Annotated in this window: 15 protein-coding genes; 13 read left to right on the forward strand and 2 right to left on the reverse strand. The window is 56.4% G+C overall.

Annotated features, from left to right (window positions below; all coding sequences use genetic code 11):
* The first annotated feature begins 70 nt into the window (after positions 1-70).
* The 8 genes from Pla100_RS27165 to Pla100_RS27200 all read left to right on the forward strand — a co-directional run bounded on the left by Pla100_RS27165 (position 71) and on the right by Pla100_RS27200 (position 17,550).
* Positions 71-4,384 carry an autotransporter outer membrane beta-barrel domain-containing protein gene (locus Pla100_RS27165; protein WP_197168272.1) on the forward strand — a complete coding sequence of 1,438 codons (4,314 nt, stop codon included), beginning with the start codon at positions 71-73 and terminating at the stop codon, positions 4,382-4,384.
* A gap of 75 nt (positions 4,385-4,459) precedes the next feature.
* A complete protein-coding gene (locus tag Pla100_RS27170; protein WP_146581983.1) occupies positions 4,460-4,663 on the forward strand; it encodes a cytochrome c in 204 nt (67 codons plus the stop codon).
* Between the two features lie 215 nt (positions 4,664-4,878).
* A complete protein-coding gene (locus tag Pla100_RS27175; RefSeq protein WP_146581985.1) occupies positions 4,879-5,286 on the forward strand; it encodes a GntR family transcriptional regulator in 408 nt (135 codons plus the stop codon).
* 47 nt (positions 5,287-5,333) lie between these two features.
* Positions 5,334-6,290 (forward strand): ABC transporter ATP-binding protein, encoded by a 957-nt coding sequence (locus Pla100_RS27180; protein ID WP_146581987.1) that lies wholly within the window; start codon positions 5,334-5,336, stop codon positions 6,288-6,290.
* Complete coding sequence (locus tag Pla100_RS27185; protein ID WP_146581989.1) at positions 6,287-8,758, forward strand: ABC transporter permease; 2,472 nt, start codon at positions 6,287-6,289, stop codon at positions 8,756-8,758. The genes Pla100_RS27180 and Pla100_RS27185 overlap by 4 nt, the downstream gene beginning before the upstream one ends.
* The gene (locus Pla100_RS27190; protein ID WP_146581991.1) at positions 8,755-11,322 is read left to right on the forward strand and encodes an ABC transporter permease; all 2,568 of its coding nucleotides are present in this window, start codon (positions 8,755-8,757) and stop codon (positions 11,320-11,322) included. The genes Pla100_RS27185 and Pla100_RS27190 overlap by 4 nt, the downstream gene beginning before the upstream one ends.
* A gap of 106 nt (positions 11,323-11,428) precedes the next feature.
* The gene (locus tag Pla100_RS27195) at positions 11,429-12,649 is read left to right on the forward strand and encodes a family 16 glycoside hydrolase (protein WP_197168273.1); all 1,221 of its coding nucleotides are present in this window, start codon (positions 11,429-11,431) and stop codon (positions 12,647-12,649) included.
* A 644-nt stretch (positions 12,650-13,293) separates the two neighbouring features.
* Positions 13,294-17,550: a sulfatase-like hydrolase/transferase gene (locus Pla100_RS27200; protein WP_197168274.1), complete on the forward strand. Its 4,257-nt coding sequence runs from the start codon at positions 13,294-13,296 to the stop codon at positions 17,548-17,550.
* 173 nt (positions 17,551-17,723) lie between these two features.
* On the opposite strand, the gene Pla100_RS27205 is transcribed toward Pla100_RS27200, so the two are convergent.
* Complete coding sequence (locus Pla100_RS27205) at positions 17,724-19,421, reverse strand: sulfatase-like hydrolase/transferase (protein WP_146581995.1); 1,698 nt, start codon at positions 19,419-19,421, stop codon at positions 17,724-17,726.
* A gap of 180 nt (positions 19,422-19,601) precedes the next feature.
* On the opposite strand from Pla100_RS27205, the gene gpmI reads away from it, so the two are divergent.
* The 3 genes from gpmI to Pla100_RS31260 all read left to right on the forward strand — a co-directional run bounded on the left by gpmI (position 19,602) and on the right by Pla100_RS31260 (position 22,830).
* Positions 19,602-21,212, forward strand: coding sequence for a 2,3-bisphosphoglycerate-independent phosphoglycerate mutase (gene gpmI / locus Pla100_RS27210; RefSeq protein WP_146582020.1), 1,611 nt, complete (start codon positions 19,602-19,604; stop codon positions 21,210-21,212).
* A 294-nt stretch (positions 21,213-21,506) separates the two neighbouring features.
* Positions 21,507-21,938, forward strand: a complete 432-nt coding sequence (locus Pla100_RS27215; protein ID WP_146581997.1) for an endonuclease domain-containing protein — start codon at positions 21,507-21,509, stop codon at positions 21,936-21,938.
* A gap of 595 nt (positions 21,939-22,533) precedes the next feature.
* Entirely contained in the window at positions 22,534-22,830 is a 297-nt protein-coding gene (locus tag Pla100_RS31260) for a hypothetical protein (RefSeq protein ID WP_197168275.1), read from the forward strand.
* A 110-nt stretch (positions 22,831-22,940) separates the two neighbouring features.
* Here Pla100_RS31260 and Pla100_RS27225 read toward each other — a convergent pair whose 3' ends face one another.
* Positions 22,941-24,836 (reverse strand): MucR family transcriptional regulator, encoded by a 1,896-nt coding sequence (locus Pla100_RS27225; protein WP_146581999.1) that lies wholly within the window; start codon positions 24,834-24,836, stop codon positions 22,941-22,943.
* Between the two features lie 289 nt (positions 24,837-25,125).
* Between Pla100_RS27225 and Pla100_RS31265 the strand changes: the two genes are divergently transcribed.
* Both Pla100_RS31265 and Pla100_RS27235 read left to right on the forward strand, forming a co-directional pair.
* A complete protein-coding gene (locus Pla100_RS31265; protein WP_197168276.1) occupies positions 25,126-25,416 on the forward strand; it encodes a hypothetical protein in 291 nt (96 codons plus the stop codon).
* Between the two features lie 427 nt (positions 25,417-25,843).
* Positions 25,844-26,344 (forward strand): AHH domain-containing protein, encoded by a 501-nt coding sequence (locus Pla100_RS27235; RefSeq protein WP_146582001.1) that lies wholly within the window; start codon positions 25,844-25,846, stop codon positions 26,342-26,344.
* The last annotated feature ends 77 nt before the right edge of the window (positions 26,345-26,421 follow it).

The raw sequence follows: 26,421 nt of genomic DNA on the forward strand, positions 1-26,421 counted from the left end.
TTGCACCACCCCGTCGTGTTGAAATGTGTCGTGTTGAAATGTACCGATTACGTGTTGTGGGTTAAACTCGATGAAGCTTTCCCGAAGCAAAAAGCGATGGCAACTATGGTTGGCTTTAGGTCTGCTGACGCCCTCGCTGTCGTTTTGGAAGTCTTCATCGGCTCATGCGGATGTGTTCGTCGTCACCAACACAGCGGGTATCGGGGCCGGGTCGCTTAATCAAGCGATTGCCGATCTGAACGCCGCCGGAGCAGGATCGCACACGATCAACTTCGACAACGGTCTCGGTTCGATCACTCTCACCGAAGATCTTCCGATGATCCTCGGAACCGGCCAAACCGTCACCATCAACGGTGCGGGAAACACGATCGACGGCGGAACCAACCACCGTCTGTTCTTCATCGCCGACGGGACCGTCACGATCGAAAACATCACGCTCAAAGACGGCAAAGCCGACGGCGGTGATGGGGGCGATGGAGCCGGGGGTGGTGGCGGTGGAGCCGGAGCGGGCGGCGGATTGTTCGTTAACTCGGGAGCGGTCGTGACGATTCAAGGAGTCACCTTGACCGGAAACTCGGCCGAGGGTGGCGCGGGCGGCGCGGCGACTGCCGCACAGGGCGGCGGCGGTGGCGGCGGATTCGGCGGAAACGGTGGCAGTTCGTTGAATTCTTCAGACGTTGCTGGCGGAGCTGGCGGTGGGGGATGGGGCGGTGACGGTGGCGACGTCGCGTCCGGAAAAGAAGGAGGCGGCGGAGGCGGCGGATTGATCGGCGAGGGAGGGATTGCCAACGGCACTGCCGGGGCTACCGGCGGCGGATTTTCGGACGGAGGCGACAGCTCCAGTGCGGCGAACGATCAAACCGACGGAGTCGACGGATCAACCGGTCTTGGCGGCCAAGGCGGCGGCGCTAGCAATTCAGGCGACGCGGGCTCCGGCGGCGATGGCGGACTATACGGCGGAGGTGGAGGTGGCGGGCGAATGAGCCCTGACGGTACTGTCGGTGACAGCGGCTCGGGTGGAGACGGCGGGAACTTCGGTGGCGGCGGTGGCGGTGCAGGCGATGGTGACCCGAATTCGGGGACCGGTGGCAACGCGGGAGATTTCGGCGGTGGCGGTGCTGCCGGAACGTCGCGAGACGGCACGACGGCATCATCCGGCATTGGCGGTTTTATGGGCGGTGGTGCCGGTGCGGCCTCGGGAGGAACGGCGGGCACCGGAGGTTTCGGTGCCGGCGACGGCGGTGACGATGGACAAACCGGTGACGGTGGTGACGCCCTCGGCGGTGCCATCTTTGTCCGTAGCGGCGGGTCACTGACGATCATCAACAGCGACATCTCCGGCGGTTCGTTGACCGCGGGCGCTGGAACCGGAACCGGCAGCACCAGTGGCACGGGCATGTACCTGCACGACGGCATCGATCTCAACATCAGCGTCACCATCGGCCAAACGCAGACGATCAGCGATGTGATCTCCGATGATCTCAACACCGATCAAGATTCGTTAGCCGGTGGATTGAACATCACCGGACCGGGAATCTTGAACCTGACCGCAGCGAACACGTACTCCGGAGGCACCACGCTTCAAGATGCCCACATCGGCGTGAACAATGCCGCATCGTTGGGAACCGGTTCGGTGACCAGCAACGGGATCAGCTCGATCAATAAGCAAACGGCATCAGACTTAACGCTTTCCAATGACATGAATTGGAACGGGCTTGTGATCATCGACGGACAAACCGATGGGACCATGACCTTCGACGGCGATATCAATTTGCAAACCGGAACGCTCCTGAATCTACAGCGTGATCTGACCATCACGTCGGCCATCAACGCCTCCGACCCGACGACGTTGTTATCATTGGGAGTCAACCCCGGGGCTCAACTCGAACTACTCGGAGGCAGCAACCGAACCGGCCGGACCGATTTCTTTGGCTTGAATGTTCGCATCGCGCAAGCGGACGCGTTCGGCAGCGGCTTGATCCAAATGAACGGCGACAACACGCTGGCCGTCAACTCCGCGCTGACGCTCAACAACGCGGTCAACCTCGGCAATTCGCTCACCTTTGACGCCTTGTTGACCAACGTCGCGACGCTTTCGGGACCGATCACGCTGACGCAAGCTCAAACCATGCTCACCGGCCAAGCCAACTTGACCGGAAACATAGGCGAGTCGGGTATCGGCAATAGCTTGATATTCGCTGATGATTCCAACTTCTCGCTCGACGGGAACAACACCTACACCGGTGGGACGCAAGTCGGCGAAAACGTGAATCTCTCGGTCGGACACCAAAATGCGTTTGGAACCGGAATGGTTTCGTTTGGCCTAGGTACATCCAACCTCACCTCGTCCGCGAATGGATTGACGATCGCCAATGACATCGTGATCGGTGATCTCAACCAGATCTTTATTGGGAACCTCCCGAAACTCATCATCTTCGACGCCACGAACTTGACGCTATCGGGCAGTATTCAGGGTCCCGGCTCGGTGGAGTTCAACAATAGCGTCGCGACGCTTTCGGGAACCAATACCCATATGGGCGAGACCACCTTTCGCAACGGGATCTACGGCGTTGCCAGCGATGCGTCATTGGGTGCCGGCAACAACCAAGTCAACGTCGCCGACGCGGCATTAATCTTCCTCGCATCGACCGAGTCGGATCGGCTCTATGAGTTGTCCGGCAATGTCTTGTTCCAAGCGGCCGCCGGTGCCGAGGTGACGCTCAACGGGACCGTTCGTAGTGAAAGCGGCTTGACGATTGGCGGCGAAGGAACCATTAACTTCACCGGATTAACGGGTTTCGCCTCGCTCGCGGTGAACGACGGCGTGTTGCGAGTCAACGACGAACTCGATGTCGGTGGCGGCCTCACGATCGGAACCAACGGAACGCTCGGCGGATCAGGCAACATCGACGGCGACATCAACAACAGTGGAACGCTCGCGGTCGGCAACTCCATCGGCGATTTGAGCCAAACGGGCAACTACACCCAAACCGGAGGCAACGTCGAAGTCGAGATCGCACCGGGCGGCAACACCGCCGGAACGCACAATGACATCCTTCGTGTCGATGGCAACGTCACGATCAATGGAGCCAACCTCGACGTGATCGCCGTCGATGGAACGTATACCAACGGAACCCAGTACACCATCTTCACGTCGACCGGAACGACCGGCGGGACTGGGTTCACCACGATCACGGACAACTTGGCAGCCTATAACTTCACGACGATCTTCGGTGCCAACAGCATCCTGCTGCAGATCAACCAAGTTCAAACGCAGTTCGGTATGTTACCGGGAACGATCAACACGCGGCGGGTCGCGACTTTCCTCGACGACAATCTGTTTGATTTAAGCACGACCAACCGTAACGATTTGCTGAATTTCAACACGACCGCGACGGCGGCCGAACAGCTTGAGTTATTGACGCAGGTCGGTGGCGCGATCTACGCGTCGAGCGTCACCTTGGCGGTCCAACAAACCGGGCTTGCCGCTCAAACGCTTTCAAACCAGCTCGTCTCGCTCGATCAAACGTCGCCCGCTTGCGGTGGTGGATCAGTCGGTGGCGGATGGGTCGGTTGGGTCGCCGGATTCGGCATCGGCGGTGCCACCCAGAACGACGGCAACAACGGCGGCCTGGATTATTCTCTCGGCGGAACCTCATTCGGGTTTGGTAAAAACATCGCCGGAACGGGTACGTTCGGGTTCTTCGGCAACGCCACCGACGTCAATCTCCGCGATGCCTATGCGGCCTCGTCGGTGGAACAGTCCAGCACAATTCTCGGCGGTTTCGCCCGGCTATGCGGTGGTTCAGGAACCTACCTGTTGATGGCGGCCGCGGGCGGATTCGATGACATCGACGCCAACCGCGCGATCACCGGAATCAACCAAACCACCACCGGCGAAGCCGACGCCGGCCGGGCGCTCGTTTACCTCGAAAACGGTTTTGATTTCGGCGGCGGAAGTTCGCTGCTGCAACCTTACTATGGCCTGCAATACGTTCACGTCGGTTTGGACGCGTTCGGCGAAACCGGCGACATGGGACTGGACGTCGCCCAAGCCGATCACGACTCGCTGCGAACGCTGCTTGGTATTCGATTCGGCCAATCCGATCTCGCGATCGGCGGCGTCGGACTGAATTACGCATTGAGAGCCGCGTTCTTGTACGAACTCGCCGATCAATCCGCCGACATGGTCGCTTCGCTCGATGGACCGGCGCAATCGTTCGTCCAAACCGGATTGGAAACCGGACGTAGCTTTGGCACCTTCGGCACCCAGGTCGGAATCAATTGGACCCGATCGACCCGATTGGTCGCCAACTACGACCTGCAAGCGAGCAAGAACCAAGTCTTACATCTCGGCGGCGGTGGCATCGAGTTGGCTTGGTAATCGCAACCACAATCCAAGAAACAATGGGAGGCGATCGCCCAAAGTGGTAGCCGAGCCGCCGAGATTGCGAACTTGGTGGCGATCCGTGACACGGGTTACGACATGCAAAAATGGCGAGGCCTTTCCGCCGACCTGCAGGTCGCGGGCAAGCAACTCCATCAAGCCGCCCAAAACCAGGACTTCCAGGCGACTACTGAAGCGTATCGTGCATTGGTGCAAAACTGCAACGACTGCCACCAGCAACTCGCGGGCGGACACGCCCCTGAGTTGCAACCCTAAAGAAGCGTTCCGAAACAGTTTTTAGAATTCACCCTCTTAGTGCTTTGTTCCAACTTGATTTTAGGGTGCCTATCATCGTGGCACGGTGGTCCCCACCGTGAAACACGGCAGGGACCGCCGTGCCACAAATCGATTGACTTACTTGAAGTCTTGACGACCCAGGACCGGCGTGCTATCGTGCTAGCACACTAGTTCTTTTGGTCCGAGGTTGTGGCGTGTTTTTCAGCATCGATTCCACCAGCGACGTGGCGATCTACGAGCAGATCGTCCGCCAGGTCAAGCTCGCCGTCGCCGACGGAACGCTGGTGGGCGGACAAATGCTGCCCAGTGTCCGGCAGCTTTCTCGCGACATCGCGCTGAACCCGAACACGATCGCCCGGGCGTATCGCGAACTCCAGGCTCAAGAAATTCTCAAGCCCCTGCGAGGCCAGGGGATGGTCGTCCGACGTGATGCGATCGACCGATGCACCGCGGCACGCAATAGCCTCGTTGCCGACGCCGTCCGGCGGGCACTCTCCGATGCGATTTCCGGCGGCATGACGGCCGACCAACTGCGCAGTTTGTTCGAATCCGAACTGCAAATCTTGCAGGCTCAGTCCAACGGACGGGTGCCTCATGATTGACCGGCTTCTCTTGATTCACGTCCCATCCACTAGAAGGCATTGCGCTCATGTCCAGTGAACTGGTAACCCCGAACGTCATCGAAGTCCACGGCGTTAGCAAACGGTTTCGCAATTGTCAGGCGCTCGACCAAGTCGATCTCTTGGTACCTCAAGGCAAGGTGCTCGCCCTGTTGGGTGAAAACGGTGCGGGGAAAACGACCTTGATTCGAATTCTGACTGGTTTTTTGAAACCGGATATCGGATCGGCTCAATTGTTAGGTCACGATTGCGGCAAGGATTCCGTCGAGATCCGGCGTCAAATCGGTTATGTCTCCGACTCGCCTGCGCTGTACGAATGGATGACGGCTTCGGAGATCGGTTGGTTCACCAGCGCGTTTTACGATGACGCCTTTCCCGACCGTTACCAACAACTGATCCGTGAGTTTCAAGTTCCGATCGACACCAAGATTTCAGCCATGAGTAAAGGTCAACGCGCTAAGGTCGCGTTGGCACTGGCGACGGCCCATGATCCCAAACTACTGATCTTGGATGAACCGACCTCGGGTCTCGACCCGATCGTTCGTCGTCAGTTCTTGGAGTCGATGGTGGATCGGGCGGCGGCGGGACGCACGGTGTTGCTAAGCAGTCATCTGATCAACGAAGTCGAGCGAGTCGCCGACGTGATTGCGATCTTACATGGTGGCAAGATTCGATTGATCCAGCCACTCGAGACGCTCAAACACGAGACTCGCATCGTCACCGCGACAATGGACGATGCCCATGTCGAGTCGCCGGTGCCGCGTGGTGAGATCTTCAGTTCGACGATCAGCGGACGTCAACGTCGCTGGGTCGTCGGCAAGTTGGCCGAAAACTGGCGCGACGACTTCACGACCGAAGAAGGCGTCCGACACTGCGACGCGGCCGTCCCAACGCTCGAAGAGATTTTCATCGCGGTTTGCGGCCAACCGCTTGAACCATCCACTGAACCGAACGAGGTCGATGAGGAAGCGGAGATGATGACATGAGCGTGGTGACTCGAGACGTGCACTCCGCCAGCAATTCGGTTTCCGTTTCGCGGCCCAAGCCGTCGGTCTGGGGACATTCCGCTTTCGGCCGATTGATCTGGAAAGACGTGCGATTGGTGCGATCGCTGTGGATCGCGGGCTTGATTTCGGTCGCGGTGGTATTCTTGATTTTATGTTTGCCGTGGGTGTCGCAGTTTCCGGATTCCAATGCACTGATGGGTTTGTTCATCATGATCCCCACCCTCGTTGCGTTGGGATTGCCGCCGATGTTGATCGGGACCGAAAACGAAGACCGGACTTTGGATTGGGTGCGGGGCCTGCCGATCTCATGGCGAGGTGTTTTGGCATCGAAAGCGTTGGTCGCCGTGAGCGTTTGGCTGAGCCTTGCGATCATCGCCATCTTGCTTTGGCAGGTTACTTGCATCAGCCGAGGAATCGGCCCTGGGCAAGGTGTGTCGCAGAGTCATGAATTGGTGTTGATTGTCTTGCTCTGCGGTGCTTCGGTGATGTTGGCTTCTTTCGTATCCAGTTTTATATTTCGCAGTCCGATCTATGCCGCGCTGTTAGTGATTCCGCTGATGGGTGGTTGCTTATGGCTGAGTAGTTTCATTGCGTGGAACCTTCCCCCTCAATATCGATCCGATACCGCTTTCGGTTGTTTGGCACTTGGGCATGTTGCTACGGGCGTCGTGATATTGCTCGTCTTGGCGAAACGGCGACTTGCGGGCTTCTGCGATCAATCACCGTTCGGATTGCCTCGATCGCTTGGGCGTGCCAACCGAGTACGACCAGCACTGGCCACTGAGTCGACGTGGGTGCCCACTCGCTCGATGGCCGTCGGCGGTCGGCCTCCCATCGTGGTGTCGCTGCTTTGGCAACAGGTTCGACAAACCCGTTGGGTGTTGGCCGGTTGCCTCGCGGTCGCGTTTGCCGGGACTGCCTATCTGGGGAGCATGCCGGTCGACCATGTCTTCAGTGCCGCAATTGCACCCTTGGCCTTGCTATTTCTTGCTACGATCCACGTCGTATTAGGCGTCACCACGTTCTACGGTGATCGGCAACGGCAACGCACTGGCTTTTTTGCCGAACGAGGCATCTCGGTTACGAAGGTTTGGTGGACACGTTTATTACCGTCTTTATTGGTGAGCCTCGTAATCGGGACCAACGTGATTTTGTGCATGGCAAGTGTCAGGACAGGGGAGTTTAACCGGCCAATGCCGATCGTGTTTTCCATGTTGCCCACGATCTTTGTTTCACAACTCCTGCTGTTCTCGATCGGTGCGGCGGCCAGCCAGTGGGGACGCAAGCCCACGCTGTCTTACTTGCTCGCGCCATTCTGGACGTCGCTGTGGTGCTCACCCGTCTTTAATCAATTGATAGTTTATCCTGAACAGTCTTGGACATTGTGGCCGGCCGCCGTGGTTTGGCTATTCGCCACTTGGCGTTTGATGCCAAGATTAATCGAGGGACAAACCGGGCCGGGATTGTGGGTTCGCGGACTGGCTTACGCGATGCTTGCCATGGGCGTCATCTCGGCGGGAGTCTTTGGAAGCATCTGGTGGACAACACCGCCGGCGATGCCGACATGGAAAGCCAAGACTTTGTCGTCTGAAATACCGCAATTGTCTGCCGGGCTTTGGGACGAAACTGAGTACACCGCAGAAGAAGCCGCGGCGGTCCGGCTTCGTCGCCCATCGTTTGATCTGCCATCGCATTACGATTTCCAGCCAGACTTTCAGGACTTCTCCGCCAGTGATTTTCGGTCGCTAACAAGCGATCAGCCCGCTCAGATGCCGAAAGAGATTCGAATTTCGTTCGCCCCAGCAGACCAGGAATCGCTGACGCACTGGCATCGAATCGCATCGGCCTCGCGTGCTTTGCGCAACGCGACGGCCGCCCGTCTGCACGCCGCCGAAACGGGTTCACTTTCTTTCTTGCTGCAGGTGGCCGAACCGAGTGAACGAGAAGGACTGTTTTGGCTTCAGCGGATTGCCAAGGCACAAGGCTTGTTCGAAGCCGACATCAAACCGCCAGCATCCCAATCCGAGGTCGACGAACGGGCAGCCTTTGTCCGTTTAGTCGGTTTGATTCCGTCTGAGCAACTCCGACTTCAGTCGCGACGAATCGCGTTGCTGAGTGATTGGAAACGTTTTCAGTCCAGTCCAACCTCGTTTGCTGGACATTCTTTCTCGGACCCACGCTATCGATTGGGAATCGAGATGCGACGCGTCCGTCGTTTGATCGACCAGGGCACGCGCACGGTTCTGCAACAGCTCGAGACGACCTTGCCATCTCGCATGGACTTTCAAACGCCGGAACAGATTCGTCTGTGGAAGTTAGCGATTTACACCCCGACAGCGCGAATTCAGACCGACACCTTCTTCGCCATCCCCGAGGATGTCCCGATCTTCCTGATCGAACACGAAGAACTGATTGCACGACTTCAGAAAGCGGCTGAGGCATTATGAGTTCCATCTCTTTTCATGATCGTGTCCGAGAGTCGAATGGGGAATATCAAGTCGCTGCGGTGCGGCGGCGTCCCGGCGTGTTTTTCAGTTTGTTGTGGAAAGATGCGCGGCTGGCGGCACCAATGTGGACCGTAGCGATGCTGGGAACGGCGGGCCTGTTTCTCTTGGCCGCGATGCTCCGCTGGTACCTTGGCGAATGGGTCGTCGAACGATCCGCGTTTTCAGCGTTGTGGGTCTTGCTGCCCAACTTAATCGCCCTGGGATTGCCGGCCGCGTTGATCAGTGGTGAGAACGACGACCGCACGTTGGACTGGTTGCGGACGATTCCCATCAGCCACCGGATTGTCGTGGCCTCGAAGATGTTGATCAGCTTGGCTGCGTGGTTGACGGTGCTGGTATGGACCTCGCTATGGTTTGCCATCTCACACGCGGTGTTTGTTTTCAGAGACACTCCAATCATCACGACCGACGAAATCGCACCACTGATTGGCTACGGACTGGCTCTCCTCGGATGCGGTCTGATAGCAGCTTGGTGGGTGCGTCGACCGATCGTGGCCATTCTGGTGACCGCAGCGATGATCGTTGCCGTTTCGGTGTTCGCCAACCTGGGTGTGCGATGGATGTTGGTTGGGGATGCGTTTTCAAAGTATCCGATACCAGATCCAACAACCGGGCAACTGATGGCGATCTATATCATTGCTGCTTTGACGTATGCGACGATGGTAGGCATTTGCACGCTGCTCGGTCGTCGACGATTCACCGGCGCGACCGATGAATCATCGCCACAATGGCTTTTGTCCCTGTCGATTTCGAGACTCACCCACGGCTTCCCTTCGGGGCGATCACTCGCCTCGTTTCCGACGAATGCTCGGCCCACCGCACGCAAGGCGTTACTGTGGCAGCAAACTCGGCAGACCGGTTGGGTGATGATTTTGGCAGCGATCGTCTGCGTTGCCGTTTGTGGGACATGGTTGACCACGGAAGATTCCGAGGCACGTGGTTATTCGGCCGGTTTGGCGCTTCCTGCAGCTCAGTTGCTGCTCGGGCTGATGGTTTTCTCCGGTGATCGACGTCATTCAAGATGGTTGTTTCTGGGTGAGCGAGGTATCTCGTCGAACCTTATCTGGTGGACAAGATTACGGCCCATACTAGCGGTATCACTCAGTATTTCGCTGTTATTCGCGCTCACTTTGATGATCACACGGACAACCTCTGAGCGACTCGACCCGAACTTGCCGGACGCGTTGAGTTACATGGTCATCATCGCGATGTTCACCTTGGTCATGTTCATGGGGACGTGCTTGGGCCAGTGGTTCACTCGGCTACCCATTGCGATTTTTGCTTCGCCGATCCTCGTCGTCTTGTGGTTTTATCTCGCTCTTTGGTTGCTCCAGAGTCTTCCTGAGAGGACCGTGATCGTCTGGTTGATTCCGTCGGTGGCTGTGTTCGCCTATTCAACTTGGAGATTGACGCCACGCATTTTGGAGGGCCAGCGAGGCGTGGTTGTCTGGGGACGTGGACTGTCACATGCGGCAATAGCGATGGGCGTTTTGTTCGTCGGTTCACTGTTCCAGTGGCTGATCACGTTGCCACCGGCAATGCCTCAGTGGCGTGCCGAGATGCTATTAACCTCCGGTCCGGATTATGGTTCGTCGGAGTTCGGCGAGATGCGAGAGTCGCTCGACATTAAGGATTCAATTATCTGGTGGGAACGCCCAATCGTGCCGCTCAGTCGTGTTGATGTCGCCGAATTACAAAATAAGCTCAGCAAAGAGCTTGATGAACAGAACGAGATCGGGCGTCACATCGCAATGGAGCAGGTGGTAACGCTGCTGCTCTACGACGACGATTCTCAGGACGCGAACCGTTTCCCGGAAAGTGTTGATCGGAACACGATCGAGCAGATGCAATTGGAATCAATCGAGATCGCATTGAAGTGGGCCAACGCAATTCGCTATGAAGCGAGTTGGCGACATTCGTCACTCTATCAGCTACTGGAAGTCGCCGAACCGCTGGAACGCTTCGCAGTCCAAGCACTTACGAATTTCGCTTTTCGGCACGACTACGAACATCACCCGACCGGCGAGCAGACTACCGTCGAACCGACAAAACAAGCAAAGCGATTCGCCAACCTAGTTCGACAAATTCCCTCGAGTGAACGACGCCGTCGATCACGAAGACAATCATTGATCCACGAATATCAACAGTTCCACCAACAGCTTCAATGGGATCACCCTTCCAAAGTGCACCGGTCCTTACCTTTCTTTGCAGGATTTTCGATCGTGACGCGGCTAGATCCGCTTGGGTTCGATCGCATCCGCGCTGTCCGCCATCTCGATATCGCTGTACGACTGACCTTGCGGAGCTTGGAGAGAGGATTGCCGCGTTGGTCGACCGCTGAGCATGAAGAACTGATCGAAGCTTGGCGAAAGGTTTTTCCAGGTGGACGGTCTGCTCGCATCGGAGGCTTGACGGGCGAAGAGTTTCCCGTCTTCACAATCAACTCAGAAGAAGAAATCTCAGAATTGCGGAACATCGCAGGAACATTGCTTGGAAACGATTAGTAGACAGATTTCCGGTCCTTTTGCAGGTACGATGCGGGAGAGATATGATGGGGTCCGTTGAAATGCTTCCCCCGTCCGTTATGACGTCACTCGATAGGTATTGATAATGATTTGTAAGCACATGTTTACCGGAGCGGCTCTCTGCTTGATGCTCCTCGCCTGCACTTCAGCCAAAGGTGAGGTGGAAGTCGGCGACCCGCTTCCCGAGTTTGTGTTGCAAGGCAGCGACGGCAAGACGTATTCCAGCACCGATCTGATCGGCGAGCAGGCGATCGTGATTGCTTGGTTTCCCAAAGCGTTCACGGGGGGCTGCACCAAGGAATGCAAATCGCTGCGCGAAAACAGCGATCAGCTGAAGGCATTCGACGTCGCCTATTTTGCCGCCAGTTGCGATACTCCGGAACTGAACGCGGACTTCGCCAAAAGTCTGGACTTGGACTACCCGATCTTGAGCGATCCTAGCAAGCGTTTTGCCAAGGCACTCGGTTGTCTCAACGAACGTGGAGTTTCCAATCGCTGGACCTATTATGTGGGCGTCGACGGCAAAGTCTTGCACATCGATAAAGCGGTCCAGACTGCGTCGCATGGCGAATCGGTTGCCGCGAAGCTTGCCGAACTGGGCGTTGCCAAACGAACGGCCAATACGGATGAGTCAGCCCATTCCACCGAGTTCGAATCACTGTTCAACGGTGTCGACTTGGAAGGATGGAAACACAGTGGTAACTGGTCAGTCGTCAACGGCGAGATCACTCGCGAAGGCAAAGGCGGAAGTCTGACGTATGCCAAATCCAAAGTGCCCGACGACTTTGAACTTCGCTTCGAATGGAAAGTCGGCGAAGGCAGCAACAGCGGTGTCTATTACCGACCCGGCCAATACGAATATCAAATTCTGGATAACAGCAAGCACCGTGACGGAGAGAACCCTCGAACCAGTGCCGCGTCACTGTACTTTTGCATGCAGCCGTCCGAAGACGCGACTCGTCCGGTCGGCCAGTGGAACCAAGCCCGCATCGTGGGCAAGGGAACCGTTGTCCAACATTGGCTCAACGGAAAGAAAGTAATCGATTTCGATTACACCGATCCCAAGTGGGCGTTCAATGTCGACATGCTGGAAAAACGTGGTGGCAAACTCGACGCCCGAGAAGGATCACTCTCGCTTCAGGACCACGGCGATCCGGTGTGGTATCGCAACATTCAAATGCGAACGATTCCCGCCGATGAGCCCCTCAATCACGATCCGATCCAGCCGGCTGAAATCAGCGAGGAAGTTCTCAAGAAAGAAAAAGAGAAACTCGATGCGATCGTCAATCGTCGTAAGAAAGCCTAAGCCAAAGCGTTCCTACAACATCTAGCATCGCGTGAACAATAAGTGGCATAAGCTTCCAACCTCTTTGTACCCCACAAGTCCTTGTGTAATGCTCCCCTGCCAGCTCGTCTGGCAGGAAGCCCAGGTTGGCAAGCTAGACACGAGCCGCAATTCGCCCAACCTTCCGATTTTCACTTGTGCTCGCCGCTTGAAGCGGCGAGCACAAGTGAAAATCGGAAGGTTGGGAGGGCGTCGTTGTCTAGCTTGCGAACCTTATTCACCCACGAGACGAGCTCGTGGGGGTCAAAAAGATGTGGGGTATAAAAAGGCTTCCAGCCTGTGGAAAACACAGACTGGAAGCCAATGCCACTTTTTGGGCGTTTTCGTTTAACGGCAAGCCGCAGGCGACAGTGTTTGAAAACGCAGTCGCCTGCGGCTTGCCGTTAAACGATTCAATCAACAGACTGTTGCGCGTCGGGCTTGTATGTTTGCGGCGTAGCAGGCTTAAGAGCCTAGAGATCAGCCGTTCCTGTTACCCTGAGAACGTGACAACATATTCAAGTCCTTTGACTTGCGATCACATTGAATGGAAAGTGCATTCGAAAAACAATGATCGTGTGTCGAAATCCCCACAACGTGCCGCTCACCCCGATGGATCGTTTTCTATGATTTTTCTGCGTTCTCTCATCCACCTAGCGAGCTTGTCGGCGTCCTTCATGACGCTGGCCGCGATCGCCGCGACGCCCGATGGACAAGCCGGCTCGCGAAAGCCTGACATGGTGGTGTTTCTGTCCGACGATCACACCTGGCGCGACTCCTCGGTGTACGGATCGCCCGACATTCGAACGCCGAACATGCAACGTTTGGCGAGCGCCGGCATGACGTTCGAACAAGCCTTCGTCGCCTCGCCCTCGTGTGCCCCCAGTCGCGCAGCTTTATTGACGGGAATGTACCCGGCCAACAATGGTGCCGAACCGAACCACTCACGCCCCCACGCGGATCTGAAGAAGCTACCGGCTTACCTACAGGAGGCCGGGTATCAAGTGGTGTCGTTCGGAAAGGTCGGTCACTATCGACAGACAACGGAATATGGATTCGACATCGCTCGGCATTTCAACTATCACGAGGACGTGGCGGTCGACGAAGCGGTCATGTGGCTCAAGGATCGTAAAAGTACCAAGCCGCTGTGCTTGTTCGTGGGAACGAATTGGCCGCACGTGCCGTGGCCGACCGACACCGAAGACATCGATCAAGACGAACTGGTCGTTCCGCCCAATCATATCGATACGCCGACGTCGCGAACCTGGCGTGCCCGATATGTAGCGGCGATCGGCAAGATGGATCAAGAACTCGGCAAGGTCTACGATGCCGCCCGTGAAGTTCTCGGCGACGATGTCTTCTTCCTGCACACGAGTGACCACGGTGCGCAGTGGCCGTTCGGAAAATGGAACCTCTACGAAGACGGCGTTCGTACACCCTTGATCGTCAGTTGGCCTGGACGGATCGCCAACGGCACCCGGACGAATGCGATGGTGTCTTGGATCGATATCCTGCCCACGTTGTTGGACGTCGCCGACGAAGCATCACCGACGGACATCGACGGTCGTTCGTTCTTACCGGTCCTTCAAGGCAAAACGGCCGAGCACCGTGATGTGATTTACACAACGCATAGTGGTGACGGTAGTTTCAACGTGTTTCCGATTCGCGCCGCGCGAACGGCCGATGGTTGTAAGTACATTCGAAACCTGCATCCGGAATTTCGCTTTCTCAGTCACGTCACCAAGAACACCGGCGACAGTGGATATTGGTCAAGTTGGGTTGATGCAGCCACCACCGATCCAGACGCGCGGGAGAAAGTGCGAAACTACCAAATCCGCCCGGCCGAAGAGTTTTACAACACCAACACCGATCCATACGAACAGGTGAACTTGGTCAACGAGCCGCGATATCAATCGGAGCTCGATTCGCTGCGTAAGAGCATCGATGGCTGGATGCGAGAGACCGGAGACACGCAGACGGTCTTCGGACCGCCGCAACCACTGGCGAACCAAAAGCCGAACATCATCACGGTGTTCATTGACGACATGGGTTGGTCGGACCTGTCGTCTTACGGTGGAACGCGAACGACAACAGAGAACATCGATCGGCTAGCCGACGAAGGCTTGCGGTTTCGCAACTTCTACGTCAACTCGCCGATTTGTTCCCCATCGCGAGTGGCGCTGAGCACCGGGCAGTACCCACAACGTCACCGGATCTCATCGTATTTGGCGCATCGCGACTTGAACCGTTCGCGGGGTGTGGCCCAGTGGCTCGATCCGAGTGCCCCGATGCTCGCTCGCGAGTTGAAAAACACCGGATACACAACCGGCCACTTCGGAAAATGGCACATGGGCGGCCAACGCGATGTGGGTGACGCACCTCTGATCGGTGCGTACGGTTTTGACGAAAGTTTGACGAATTTTGAAGGGCTCGGACCTCGCGTTTTGCCGCTCAAGGATGCTTATGACGGCAAGCCAGCGAAGAAACACGATCTCGGATCGGGCGACTTGGGCCGAGGCCCCATTCGCTGGGAAGACCGCAGCGTGATCACGGCCGCGTTCGTCGATGAGGCACTCACTTTCATTGATCGTGCTGCCGCGAGTGACCAGCCGTTCTTTGTGAACCTGTGGCCCGACGACGTGCATTCACCATTCTTTCCACCGGAGGTGTTGCGAGACCAAACCGACGAAAGCAAACGTGCCCTCTACTACGCCGTTCTCGATGCCATGGACCAACAGCTTGGCGTTTTGTTCGATCGAGTTCGCAACGATGAGAAACTGCGTGACAACACTTTGATCCTTGTGATGAGTGACAACGGTCACGAGGAAGGTGCCGGATCGTCCGACCCGTTGCGGGGTGCCAAGACATGGCTCTACGAAGGCGGCGTGCGAAGTCCGCTGATCGTTTGGGGACCAGGTGTCTTGGCCGACGATGTTGCCGGGACGACGAATGACACCTCCGTCTTGTGCGCGTTGGACGTCAATCGGTCGCTGTACACGCTGGCGGGAATCTCACCGCCGGACGACGTTCAACTTGATGGCGAAAACCTGTTGCCGACGATCTTGGGACGGGAAAAGGAAAGCCGGGATGCGCCGATCTTCTGGCGGCGTCCGCCGGATCGACCAGGAAACCAAGATCAAGACAATCCGGACTTGGCCGTTCGCGACGGACGTTGGAAGTACTTGGTCAATTACGACGGGAGTGATCCCCAGCTATACGATCTTCACGCGGATCCGAGCGAGTCGACCAACCAGATCGACAAACACAACGACGTCGCCCAACGGTTGCACGCCGAACTGATGAAGTGGAACGAGCAACTGCCCAAGGACGCTGGCGACCCGAGCTGGCCAGGTCCAGACAACGTGGGCTCGCTCGAACCAAACTTGTTCGTCAATCCGATCGCCGAGGGAGCCGATCCGTGGGTGACTCGTGACCCGAATGCGGATCGCTATCTATGGTGTTTTTCCGACGGCAACCGTGCGATCGCGATCCATACCAGCGATACGTTGACTAGCATTGGAACCAAACACATCGTGTGGCGGGCACCCGACGAAGGACCGTATTCGCAGGAGATCTGGGCTCCCGAATTGCATTGTCTGGACGATCGGTGGCATATTTATTTTGCGGCCTCCGATGGCGACAACCACAATCACCTCGCTTACGTATTGCGTTCGGAAACGTCCGACCCGCTCGGTTCCTACGAACTGGTCGGTCCTTTGGCAACGGGCGAAGGCGACAGTCGCGACGATCCCAACATTTGGGCCATCGACATGACGGTGCTCCAGCATAACGGCAAGCGTTATGCGGTTTGGTCCGGTTGGGACGCGCCGGGCACCGATCAACAGTATTTGTACATCGCCGCGATGACGTCGCCGACGGAATTGGTCGGCCCGCGAGTGAGAATCTGTGACAACGACGATTACCTTTGGGAACGTGTCGAACCTCAAGCCGAAGCCCGTGGACTCAACGAAGGTCCGCAAGTCTTTCAGGCCAAGAACAGCACGGCCATTGTTTATTCGTGTGGCGGTTCATGGTTACCGACCTACAAGCTCGGATTACTCGAACTGACCGGCGACGATCCGCTCAAGCCGGAATCCTGGACCAAACGAAACAAGCCTATCTTCGAAGGCAACGCTTCGACGTACGGCATCGGGCATTCGTGTTTCGTCAAGTCACCCGATGAGAAACAGTGGTGGCACGTTTTCCACGCCAAACGAGATCGCAGCCCAGGCTGGCGACGGGTGATCTATGTCCAGCCCATGCAGGTCGGTCGCCGCGGTTATCCGATCTTCGGCGAGCCGGCCAATGCGGGTGTCCCACTGCCTCGTCCCTCCGGTGATCCGCCGCGCCCCGTCTCAGATTCGACCGGCTCGTTTTCCTACTACGGACATCATCAATACGCCACAATCGATTCCGAAACGATTCGACTCGGTCACGTTCCCGAAACGCCGATCAATGAGTATCGCAGCGGTGAGAAAGTGGTTCTTGATCACGACGTTCCCGACGACTTCCAGGCGCAGGTGGCGATCGACTTTCTCGGCAATGCCAACGCGCGTGATGCCGGAATGTTGTTTCGATGCACCGGTGCGTCGGTCGGCTACGATGCCCAACGCGGTTACTTTGCCGGTTTAATCCCGCAGACGAATCTAGTCATTCTTGGGACCATGGATGGCTCCATGTGGCGAGAGCTGACTCGGACTCAAACGACGATCGACACCGCGAAACCACAACAGCTTTTCGTGGATATGAAAGGAGATCAAATCACGGTCAAGCACAACGGCGAAACCAAGATCGAACACAGCGACGATACTTACTCATCGGGAACGGTGGGATTGCGAGTCGTTAATACCGACGCCGTGTTCAGTGAGTTCTTGGTCAAGTAGACAGGCGGCTAAGTTTTTTTGTTTGACGTGTGGTGGCGACTTTCAGTCGCCAATGTGAGTGCGGCTTGTTGATTTAATCATAACACGCGGCATGCAACTGGCGACTGAAAGTCGCCACCACGGAACAGGAACCACGTAGCCTTGGGACACAGCACAAACCACCACGCGCACTCTTACTTGCCCGATTTCACGTACTCTTCGAGACTCAGCTTTCCGTCTGAATTGCGATCGAATTTCGGGAATCGTTTCGGGGCTTCCTCGGGATCGGGTTGACGTGACAAGAATTCTTCCAGGGTGAGAAAGCCATCCTGATCGGCGTCTCTCTTTCGAAAGGCTTCCGCTCGATCGACTTCTTTCTTGGGTGCTTTACTCGACGTATTCCCCGAAACATTCTTGGACGCCTTGGACGATTTCGACTTAACGAACTGCGGTTTCGCTTCGCCTTGAAGTTTCAACAAGTCGAGCATCGCTTGCACGATCTCGGGATGCTTGGCGGCGACGTTGACCGTCTCCAGAGGATCGTTTTCGTAATCGTAAAGTTCGATCTCCGCTTCGGCGTCCGGAGCGCCGATGGGTTTCCACTGGACCATCCGGTAGCGATTGTCGCGGATCGCACGTCCCAACCGCGAACCTCGTGGGTAGACGTGAGTGACGTGGGGTCGGGCCGGTTGCGATGCGTCGGCGGTCGAGGCGGCGAAACTGGTTCCATCGAGGCCGCTTGGTTTAGGTAGGCCGGCCAATTCCGCTAGGGTCGGATAGATGTCGACGGTCTCGATCAGCGCGGGACTCGGCTTGCCGACGTCGACGTTCGGTCCGGCGACGATGACCGGGATCCGGGCGGCTTGTTCATAGTTGGTGTGTTTGCACCACATGCCGTGATCGCCAAGGTGCCATCCATGATCGCCCCACAGCACGACGAGCGTGTTATCGGTAAGTTGCAAACGATCGAGTTCATCGAGGACGCGTCCGATTTGGGCATCGACGTAACTGGTGGCGGCGTAGTAGCCATGAATCAAGTGACGCGTCATGGCTTGGTCGACGGGCCATTGTTCTTTCATCCCGCTGTAGTTTCGCAGTTCGCCACCGGCTTGGCCGGCGTAATCGGGGGCATCCTTAGGCCGATTCAAGACTTCGGGCATCGGAAGCTGATCGGGATCATAAGCGGCCCAGTACTTCTCCGGTGCAACGAACGGCAAATGCGGTTTTAGAAAGCCGACCGCAAGGAAAAACGGTTGGTCGTTGTCTTGTGACAATTGGTTCAATCGTTTCATCGCTTCGATCGCGATCTGGCCGTCACTGTAATCGTCATCACTGACGTCGGCGCGTTCGGTCGGTGGGCCGCGACGCTTGCCGTTGCCGTCGACCGTGTAAGCGGCGATGCTGGATTCGAGGCGATAGCTCGGCATGCTGGGTTTCCACCACGGTTCACTCCAGGATGCTTTGTCATCAATGTTGCCGTGGCCGACGTGGTAGATCTTCCCCAAGCCGGCCGCGTGGTAGCCACCGGCGATGAAGTGTTGTGTCATCGTGACGGCATCGGGTGCGGCAAGGCGGAAATGGGTGGGCAGATCGTAGACGCCGATCGTTTGCGGACGCAGGCCCGTCATCAGCGAGTTGCGACTGGGACTGCAGACGGCTTGGTTGCAGTAGGCGTTCTCGAATCGCACCCCGCGACCGGCGAGGCGATCGATGTGGGGGGTGATCGCGACCGGATCACCGTAACAACCGATCGTCGGCTTGAGGTCATCGATGCAGATCATCAAGACATTGGGCCGCGAGGCGGAATCGGCGGCTGATGCGTTGATAAAGGTCGCGAGTTGAATCGACGCGAACAGAAACGCAAAAAAAGCCAAGCGACAATATGGGGACATTTCAGGTGGGCGTGTGTTGGGGGTGGGGCGGGGCGGTCAGACCGAACCGTTCGTTCGATTCGATCGATTGTAACCACTGCTACTTGTTTTGGCTCTTTTTCGATATGGTAGAAGACGAAATGCTGGCCCGTTGTGGGACCAGCCCGTTTGAATCTGTTTCCGCATTTCTGCCAAATCACCGTGACTCAATTACGCCGCCGCCCCGTTGTTTTGATCGTCCGCGACGGATGGGGCCAAAATCCCGACCCGAAATGGAACGATTGCAATGCCGTTTTCTTGGCCAAAAAGCCCGTCGACGATGGGCTGACCCGCGACTACCCGTCGGTCCTGATCGCGACGTCGGGCGAGGATGTCGGACTACCCGACGGGGTGATGGGCAACAGCGAAGTCGGGCACCAGAACATCGGTGCGGGACGGATCGTTGACCAGGAGGTGATGCGGATCACCCGCGCGATTCGTGACGATTCGTTCTTTTCCAATCCCGTCGTGACCGGAGCGATCGAACACGTCAAGGCTTCCGGTGGTCGGTTGCATATTCTGGGGTTAATGTCCGACGGACGCGTCCACAGCGATTTGCAACACGCGATGGCGGCGATCGATTTGGCCAAACGCAACGCGCTGACCGGCGACCGGTTGGCGATTCACGCGATCACCGACGGACGCGACACGACACCACACAGCGGCTTGGGATTCGTCTCGCAGATCGAAGACAAATGCAATTCCTCCGGCGTGGGCATCGTCGCATCGGTGATCGGCCGGTTTTATGCAATGGACCGCGACCTGCGTTGGGAACGCGTGCAAGCGGCCTACAACATGTTGACCCGAGGAACCGATAGAACGGCAACGTCGGCCGCCGCCGCGATTCAAAACTATTACGACCATCCGACCGATTCGAATCGAACCGGTGACGAGTTCATCGAAGCGACCTCGATCGTTCCCGAAGGCGGATCGCCGATCACGATTCAGCCCGGTGACGCGGTGATGTTCATGAACTACCGCGGCGACCGCACACGGGAGATCACCAAAGCGTTCACGTTCGACGATGCGGCTTGGAAAGACATCCCCGGTAGTGGGTTTGATCGGGGTGCGAAGATCGACGACCTGTACTTCGCCACGATGACGGGCTACGAAACGGGCTTGCCGGTGAAAGTGATTTTTGAAAAACCGGCCAAGATGCCGAACATCCTCGGCGAAGTCATCGCGAAGGCGGGCTTGAAACAGTTTCGATGTGCGGAAACCGAAAAGTATCCGCACGTGACGTTCTTCTTCAATGATTACCGTGACGATCCCTTCGGTGGTGAAAACTGGGGAATGGCCCCGTCGCCGCGCGACGTGTCGACGTACGATCAAAAGCCCGAGATGTCGGCCGAAGGCATCACCGAACAAGTCGTCGAACAACTCAAGGCCGGCGAGAATGATGTGTATATCGTGAACTTTGCCAACGGTGACATGGTCGGGCACACCGGCGTGTTGCAGGCGGCGATCGCTGCGGTGGAAAAGGTCGATGATTGCGTCGGTCGGATCGTGGAGGCGACCTTGGCCGCCGGCGGTTCGCTTGTCGTCACGGCCGACCATGGTAATTGTGAACAAATGGTGGACCCGGAAACCGGCGGACCGCACACCGCGCACACGACCTATACGGTTCCTTTGATCCTGGTTGATCCTGAGTTGAAAGGCAAGAAGCTTCGTGAGGGCGGACGTTTGGCGGACATCGCGCCGACCGTGCTGGCTTTGCTAGGCCTGGAAAAGCCGGCCGAGATGACGGGAACATCGCTTGTCGAGATCGGCTGAATAACCGCTCATGCTTGCACGCCGCAACCATACAAACCCGACGCGCAAGCGAGAGATGAGTCAATATCAATTATCCCTCGCTTACGCAGCTCACTGTACCACACATCTCTCGTGTCTTGTGAGGACGACAAAACTGTGGGCTGGACTTTCAGTTCGGCACGCGAATGATGGTTCACCCGGTGCTCTCGTTCTCTAGGTGATTGACGATTCCCATGAACCCCTCCCTCTGGGAGGGGTCGAGCGAAGCGAGGGGGAGGGCCGGGCATCATTTTTCAACGCACTGATTTGAATTCGATGACGAACCGATCTCCGATTCAAGACGCACGAACACTACGTCAACGGCAAACCAAGGCGGAGGCACTTCTTTGGGCAGTCGTTCGTGGGAAACAAGTTTGTCAGTTGAAGTTCAGACGCCAACATCCCGAGCCGCCCTATGTGTTGGATTTTGCTTGTGTCCAGGCGAGACTCAGCGTTGAACTGGATGGCGAGTATCACGAAACGCAACTTCCAAAGGATGTAGCCCGCGAAGCGTTTTTAAAAAGCAAGGGATGGGCCATCATTCGTTTCTCGAATGAAGAAGTGCTGGCTGATCCCGAATCAGTGGCGAACGCGATCGCTCGTCGACTTGGTTTGCGGTATGAATTTCGTCAACGACGCGGCGGATCGTCGAGCGTTGCAACACGCCAGCGCATCGAGCTGGAAAAAAGAAACAGATCGTCGAAGTAGCGTGGGTCCCATACTCGCCCTCCCCCTCGCTTCGCTCGACCCCTCCCAAAGGGAGGGGTTCTTCTGCCTTGCTCCGCTGGGCAACTTGAATCGGACCACAAAACTGTCCATCTCGAAAACCAATCAAGGCTTCAAACGCAACGGCATCAATCTACGGACTTGTGTGGTACGACGAGCTGCGTAAGCGAGGGATAATTGAAATTGACTCATCCCTCGCTGACGCATCGGGTTACGATTAATCAACAGCCCGCTTGCGGCCTGATGATCTAGTGGACTGTTGATTGTAAACCGACGCGTAAGTTTTGAAGCTGCGCAGTGCAAACCAAGAGGCCAGGAACTCGCATTCAACCAGGCTCTCGTACTCGTACTCAGCCCTCGGCGGTACTCGTGCTCGTGCTCAACAATGTGTTTCGAATACGAGTACCATTTCATTGAGTACGAGTATTCTTGACGCACAATCATCGCTACTTCAAAGCGCGTGAGCGAGTGATGCCTCGTCCTTAATGCGATGGTTGAGGCACAGCATCATCCACCGACGGGCGACTTCTTCATCGCTCCAAGTCCTAACGACGTCCGGTCGAGAGCTAAGAATTAAATGAAAATGATTCGAAAGCAAACTGTAGCAAAGCAGATCGATCCCGAAATACGCCGTGAATTGCTGCAAATTTTCCTCCAGCCAGCATTTGTGATGGTCGAAGTTCTTCCCAGGGACAAGATCATCGCCCATGAGAAAGCACCGTCTGACGGTACGGCTAAACACGTGTCCGACAGCGACTTCGCCCGGATCAAAAACTTCCGCCCGACTCATCCGTGCCATCACGCACCCCATTGGCTACCAATTCAGCAAACTCGACGCCGTCGCAATTTCCGCTACAGGGTGCCAAGTCAATAGCCTCTGCGGTGCTATGTCCCCAAGGTCGTCGGATCGGCCCCAAACAAGTGACCCGAGAAGAGGTCGGCTTTGAAGCGCTGGGTCACCATCGGGCACTTCGACCGCGATAATCATGAAGTGGTCCGGCGTTGCGTTTTGAGTTTGCTTTTTCGTTGGCGGACCCAGTCGGGTTGGATGGTCTTGAGGTCGATGCCAGCGACTCTTAAGGCTCGGTCCCAGTCTCCGGCGAAGTGTGCTTTGGCTGCGGTGATTAGTGCCCAATCTCGGATGCTATCGTCACCGTGGCTGACGGCGCGGTAGTTGAGCGGGATCGATTCTCGAAAGCGTCGCTGGATCTCGTCGATCACTTCTTGTTTTGTCTCGTAGGTTCGATAGGTTCGTTCCTTCATCGCTTCGTAATCTTGATGCTTCCTGGCAATCTTTTGGTAATCAAGCCCGGCGGCGTCGATGGCTTTCTGCAACGTGCCGAATAGCTTACGAGCTGTGTACAACAAGGGTACGTCCTGATGGTCTCCGTGAGTAAAGCCGCGAGCGTTGAGCGGGTGGCCTTCGCGACGGCGTCGGCGGATGGCCGCGAGGACGTGCTTGGGGTCGGTGTATTTTCGTTTTGGGTTGAGATTCCATTCGTGGTAGGTTTTGGGATCGATTCCCGAAGCCCGTACGGCCGCTTGCCAACTGCCGAACCAGCCGGTCGCCATTGCATAAAGTTGCTTGTCGTCCTCGTCGTTACTCATTTCTCGGCGAGCCAGCAGCTGCCCTGCGGCGGTACGGCGTCTTAATTCGGCTATCACCTTCGCCTTGGTCGAAAAGGGGGTTTGTCTCGCTTGGCGAATATGTTTCGCGGCACCGCCCGCTTCGGCGACGGCTTTTCGCCAGCTACCGAAGTGTTTGAAAGATTTTTTCCAAAGTTCGATGTCAGACCTAGATCCATAATAAAGCTCCAAGGGCGATAGTGGAAACTGGTGTTCGATGCGTGCGGTGATGGCTTGTCGGACGTCGTCAGCGGTTTCGTATTGAGTTCGCTTACCGCGGAGTCGCTTGGGGACGCGCGCCGCATCAAGAGCGGCTTCCCAGCGACCGAAGAACCGAATGCCGGCGCTGGTCAATTGAGTGCCCTGCGGCAGCAAGCAAACCGCTGTGTGAGACAGATCCGCATCGGCGTCTTTGAGACGTTTGATCTCGGCTTTCACGGCGCGTTCGGACAAGAACTGGTGCCCGCCAAAAATGGGTTTGGAAAGGTCCGCACCAGCGGCCACCAAGGCGGCCCGCCAATTTCCGAACCGCCGCAAAGCCCATGTCAGCATGGGAGGAAATCGGTCACGCGAATCTCGTTCGAGCCGGATTTGACCGAACGTGCAATGAAGCCCCTCTTGCTCACGCTGACCCAGCCACCGGCGGAAATCATCCAGAGTGAAATCATCGTCTCGCACCAAGCCCCGGTTCTCGGCTGGGTCGACGCCGATGGCGCGTAGACTGCTGTCCCAGTCCATCTTCACGTGGTGGTTGACTGCGGCTATCAAAGAACAATCGATCCGACCGATCGATTCCATGTTCATCCAATAGCCCTGCCGGGCGTATTCGTGCAATCGATCCAGTACGTATTCCCGTGTGTAGATCGGTTCCCAATGTTCCAGAAAATCCGGATGTGGATCGTTATGCAATCGCCCGGTCAACTCTTCGCGAAGCGATTCGCTCGCTAATTCCGCATTAGGATAGTCGTCGCGGTACTCTTCCGGCGTGATACCATGCGTTTGCGTCAGGTGTGCATTGAGCAAACGTAAACGCTTTCCGCAAATTCGACATTCGACGTTTTCCCGTACTTCAACGCGAATGTCACCGTACTTGATTCCGGCTTCCTCCAGAACACCTTTCCATCCCAAGTATGGTTGGAGCGAGTAAACGGCCTCTATCAGATCGGGTTCGTCTCTTCGGACAGCACTCAGATTCAGTGGTTTACGGCTGGTAAACCGTTTGCGGATCCGGCGTAGTATCTGTGTGCGGTTCATAGTGTTAACCTCGAAAGCCGATACCCTGTCTTCTTGGCACCTCTAAGAGCCTGAGGACATGACACTTTGCCAGCTCATCCGCATGTAGCTTAACGGAGCTACATCCCTGATTCAACAAGAGTCGCCTGCACCGAAGCCTCGACGGCTTGGGTTTTGCCAGGTCTGGCGGCGTTTGCGATGAGAAAAGTGCATGCCTCAGCCACAATCGGCCTGTTGGGCCGATGAGCGAAGCAAATAAGATGCTTGATCCAAACCGAGTCGCCTTGTATCGATCTTGGAAAAAGCGACCGTGTTCTTCGTCCTCGCGGTTGGCCGGCATTGCCACACGCTGGCACAGCAACCGCATCCACCAACTCAGATCACTCAAACGACGCCGAATCTGTTCACGCTTAATCGGACAACCGGCGATGGAGTTGATCTCTGGCTGGGTCAGTTCCATCGGCGACCCGTCCGCCTTGCGATGGTTCGGGCACAGCATCATCCAACGACAGGCGACTTCTTCATCGCTCCAGTCGGGCGAGCCGACTGGGGGCGGGCCACCGATGGGCTTGCCCCATCGGAGCCACAGGTTACCGGCTAGAACGAAGCCAACACCTTGAAACCTCCCACCAACGACAAACAGACCCCGACGGGCTTGTCCCCGTCTGGTGAATCAGGTTCACGAGCTACAAGTCAGGTTGGTTTTCGGGTTTCAGGTCTAAGGTTCATTCGATTCTGTTGATCGAACTCGTGTCCTTCTTCGTCTCGACAGTGCGATCACTCACTCACTCGCAAAAACCGAAGAACCCAACCTGACGCCGTCGCGAGCTTCTTCCAGGAGAATCTAGCCCGGCACGGCACACGCCTCCCCACCGAACACCAACAGCTGTAAGGATGGTGCCAGCCACGTTCCATGATTAGGATCGCTGCCGATCGCTGGCCCCGCCGTTGCAGAATTTGCACGAGGTTTCACATCAAACGTCGGTAAGTTTGCGAGGAAACTTCCTGTAGCAACGATTGCCGGACGATTGCGTTTGATCGTTCCCGGCGTTGGGCGAGTCGCGAAAATGGAGACCTTGTTACAGGAAGCCTTCAATGCATCACGTTCTCTGAACAAGGGTGACGGACAAATTTTACGTAAGCAACTTGAGAAGGCGAACGATTTGCCATTAAATAGTCTTGTGAGTCGAGGTATCGAGGCGCATCATGTCATACCGAAAGAGCTAAAAAATAATGCCTTGCTGAGAAGACTCAGGTTCAATATTGACTCCGCGCTTAACGGCATTCCACTCGATAATATTTATCACACGGGATCACATCCAAACTACAACGAAGCCTGGAGACGCGTGCTAGAAAAGATAAACGCTTCAAAGAAAAGCATATATCAGAAAGAAGAACTTCTCATTGCAGCAATTGCAAAGGCGAATAAGGCAATTTTGGAGGGCCCCGGTCTTCGCAAGACGAGTAGCAACACGAATAACCCCGCCTTATTCACCAAGCGCGCCTTTAGGGTAGAAACCATCGCGTGAAACGCTACGTTTATCGGTTCACTACAACCAACTCAAACGCAAAGCAGGATCACGCGATGGGTGAAGTACAACGTAAC

Source organism: Neorhodopirellula pilleata, from assembly GCF_007859915.1.
GTDB lineage: Bacteria > Planctomycetota > Planctomycetia > Pirellulales > Pirellulaceae > Rhodopirellula > Rhodopirellula pilleata.

Excerpts from the sequence above, each read along its gene's own strand:
- Pla100_RS27215 (WP_146581997.1), top strand. The coding sequence starts at position 21,507 with ATGACGAACCGATCTCCGATTCAAGACGCACGAACACTACGTCAACGG.
- Pla100_RS27180 (WP_146581987.1), top strand. The coding sequence starts at position 5,334 with ATGTCCAGTGAACTGGTAACCCCGAACGTCATCGAAGTCCACGGCGTT.
- Pla100_RS31260 (WP_197168275.1), top strand. The coding sequence starts at position 22,534 with ATGAAAATGATTCGAAAGCAAACTGTAGCAAAGCAGATCGATCCCGAA.
- Pla100_RS27185 (WP_146581989.1), top strand. The coding sequence starts at position 6,287 with ATGAGCGTGGTGACTCGAGACGTGCACTCCGCCAGCAATTCGGTTTCC.
- Pla100_RS27205 (WP_146581995.1), bottom strand. The coding sequence starts at position 19,421 with ATGTCCCCATATTGTCGCTTGGCTTTTTTTGCGTTTCTGTTCGCGTCG.
- Pla100_RS27195 (WP_197168273.1), top strand. The coding sequence starts at position 11,429 with ATGATTTGTAAGCACATGTTTACCGGAGCGGCTCTCTGCTTGATGCTC.
- Pla100_RS27190 (WP_146581991.1), top strand. The coding sequence starts at position 8,755 with ATGAGTTCCATCTCTTTTCATGATCGTGTCCGAGAGTCGAATGGGGAA.
- Pla100_RS27225 (WP_146581999.1), bottom strand. The coding sequence starts at position 24,836 with ATGAACCGCACACAGATACTACGCCGGATCCGCAAACGGTTTACCAGC.
- Pla100_RS27200 (WP_197168274.1), top strand. The coding sequence starts at position 13,294 with ATGATTTTTCTGCGTTCTCTCATCCACCTAGCGAGCTTGTCGGCGTCC.
- Pla100_RS27165 (WP_197168272.1), top strand. The coding sequence starts at position 71 with ATGAAGCTTTCCCGAAGCAAAAAGCGATGGCAACTATGGTTGGCTTTA.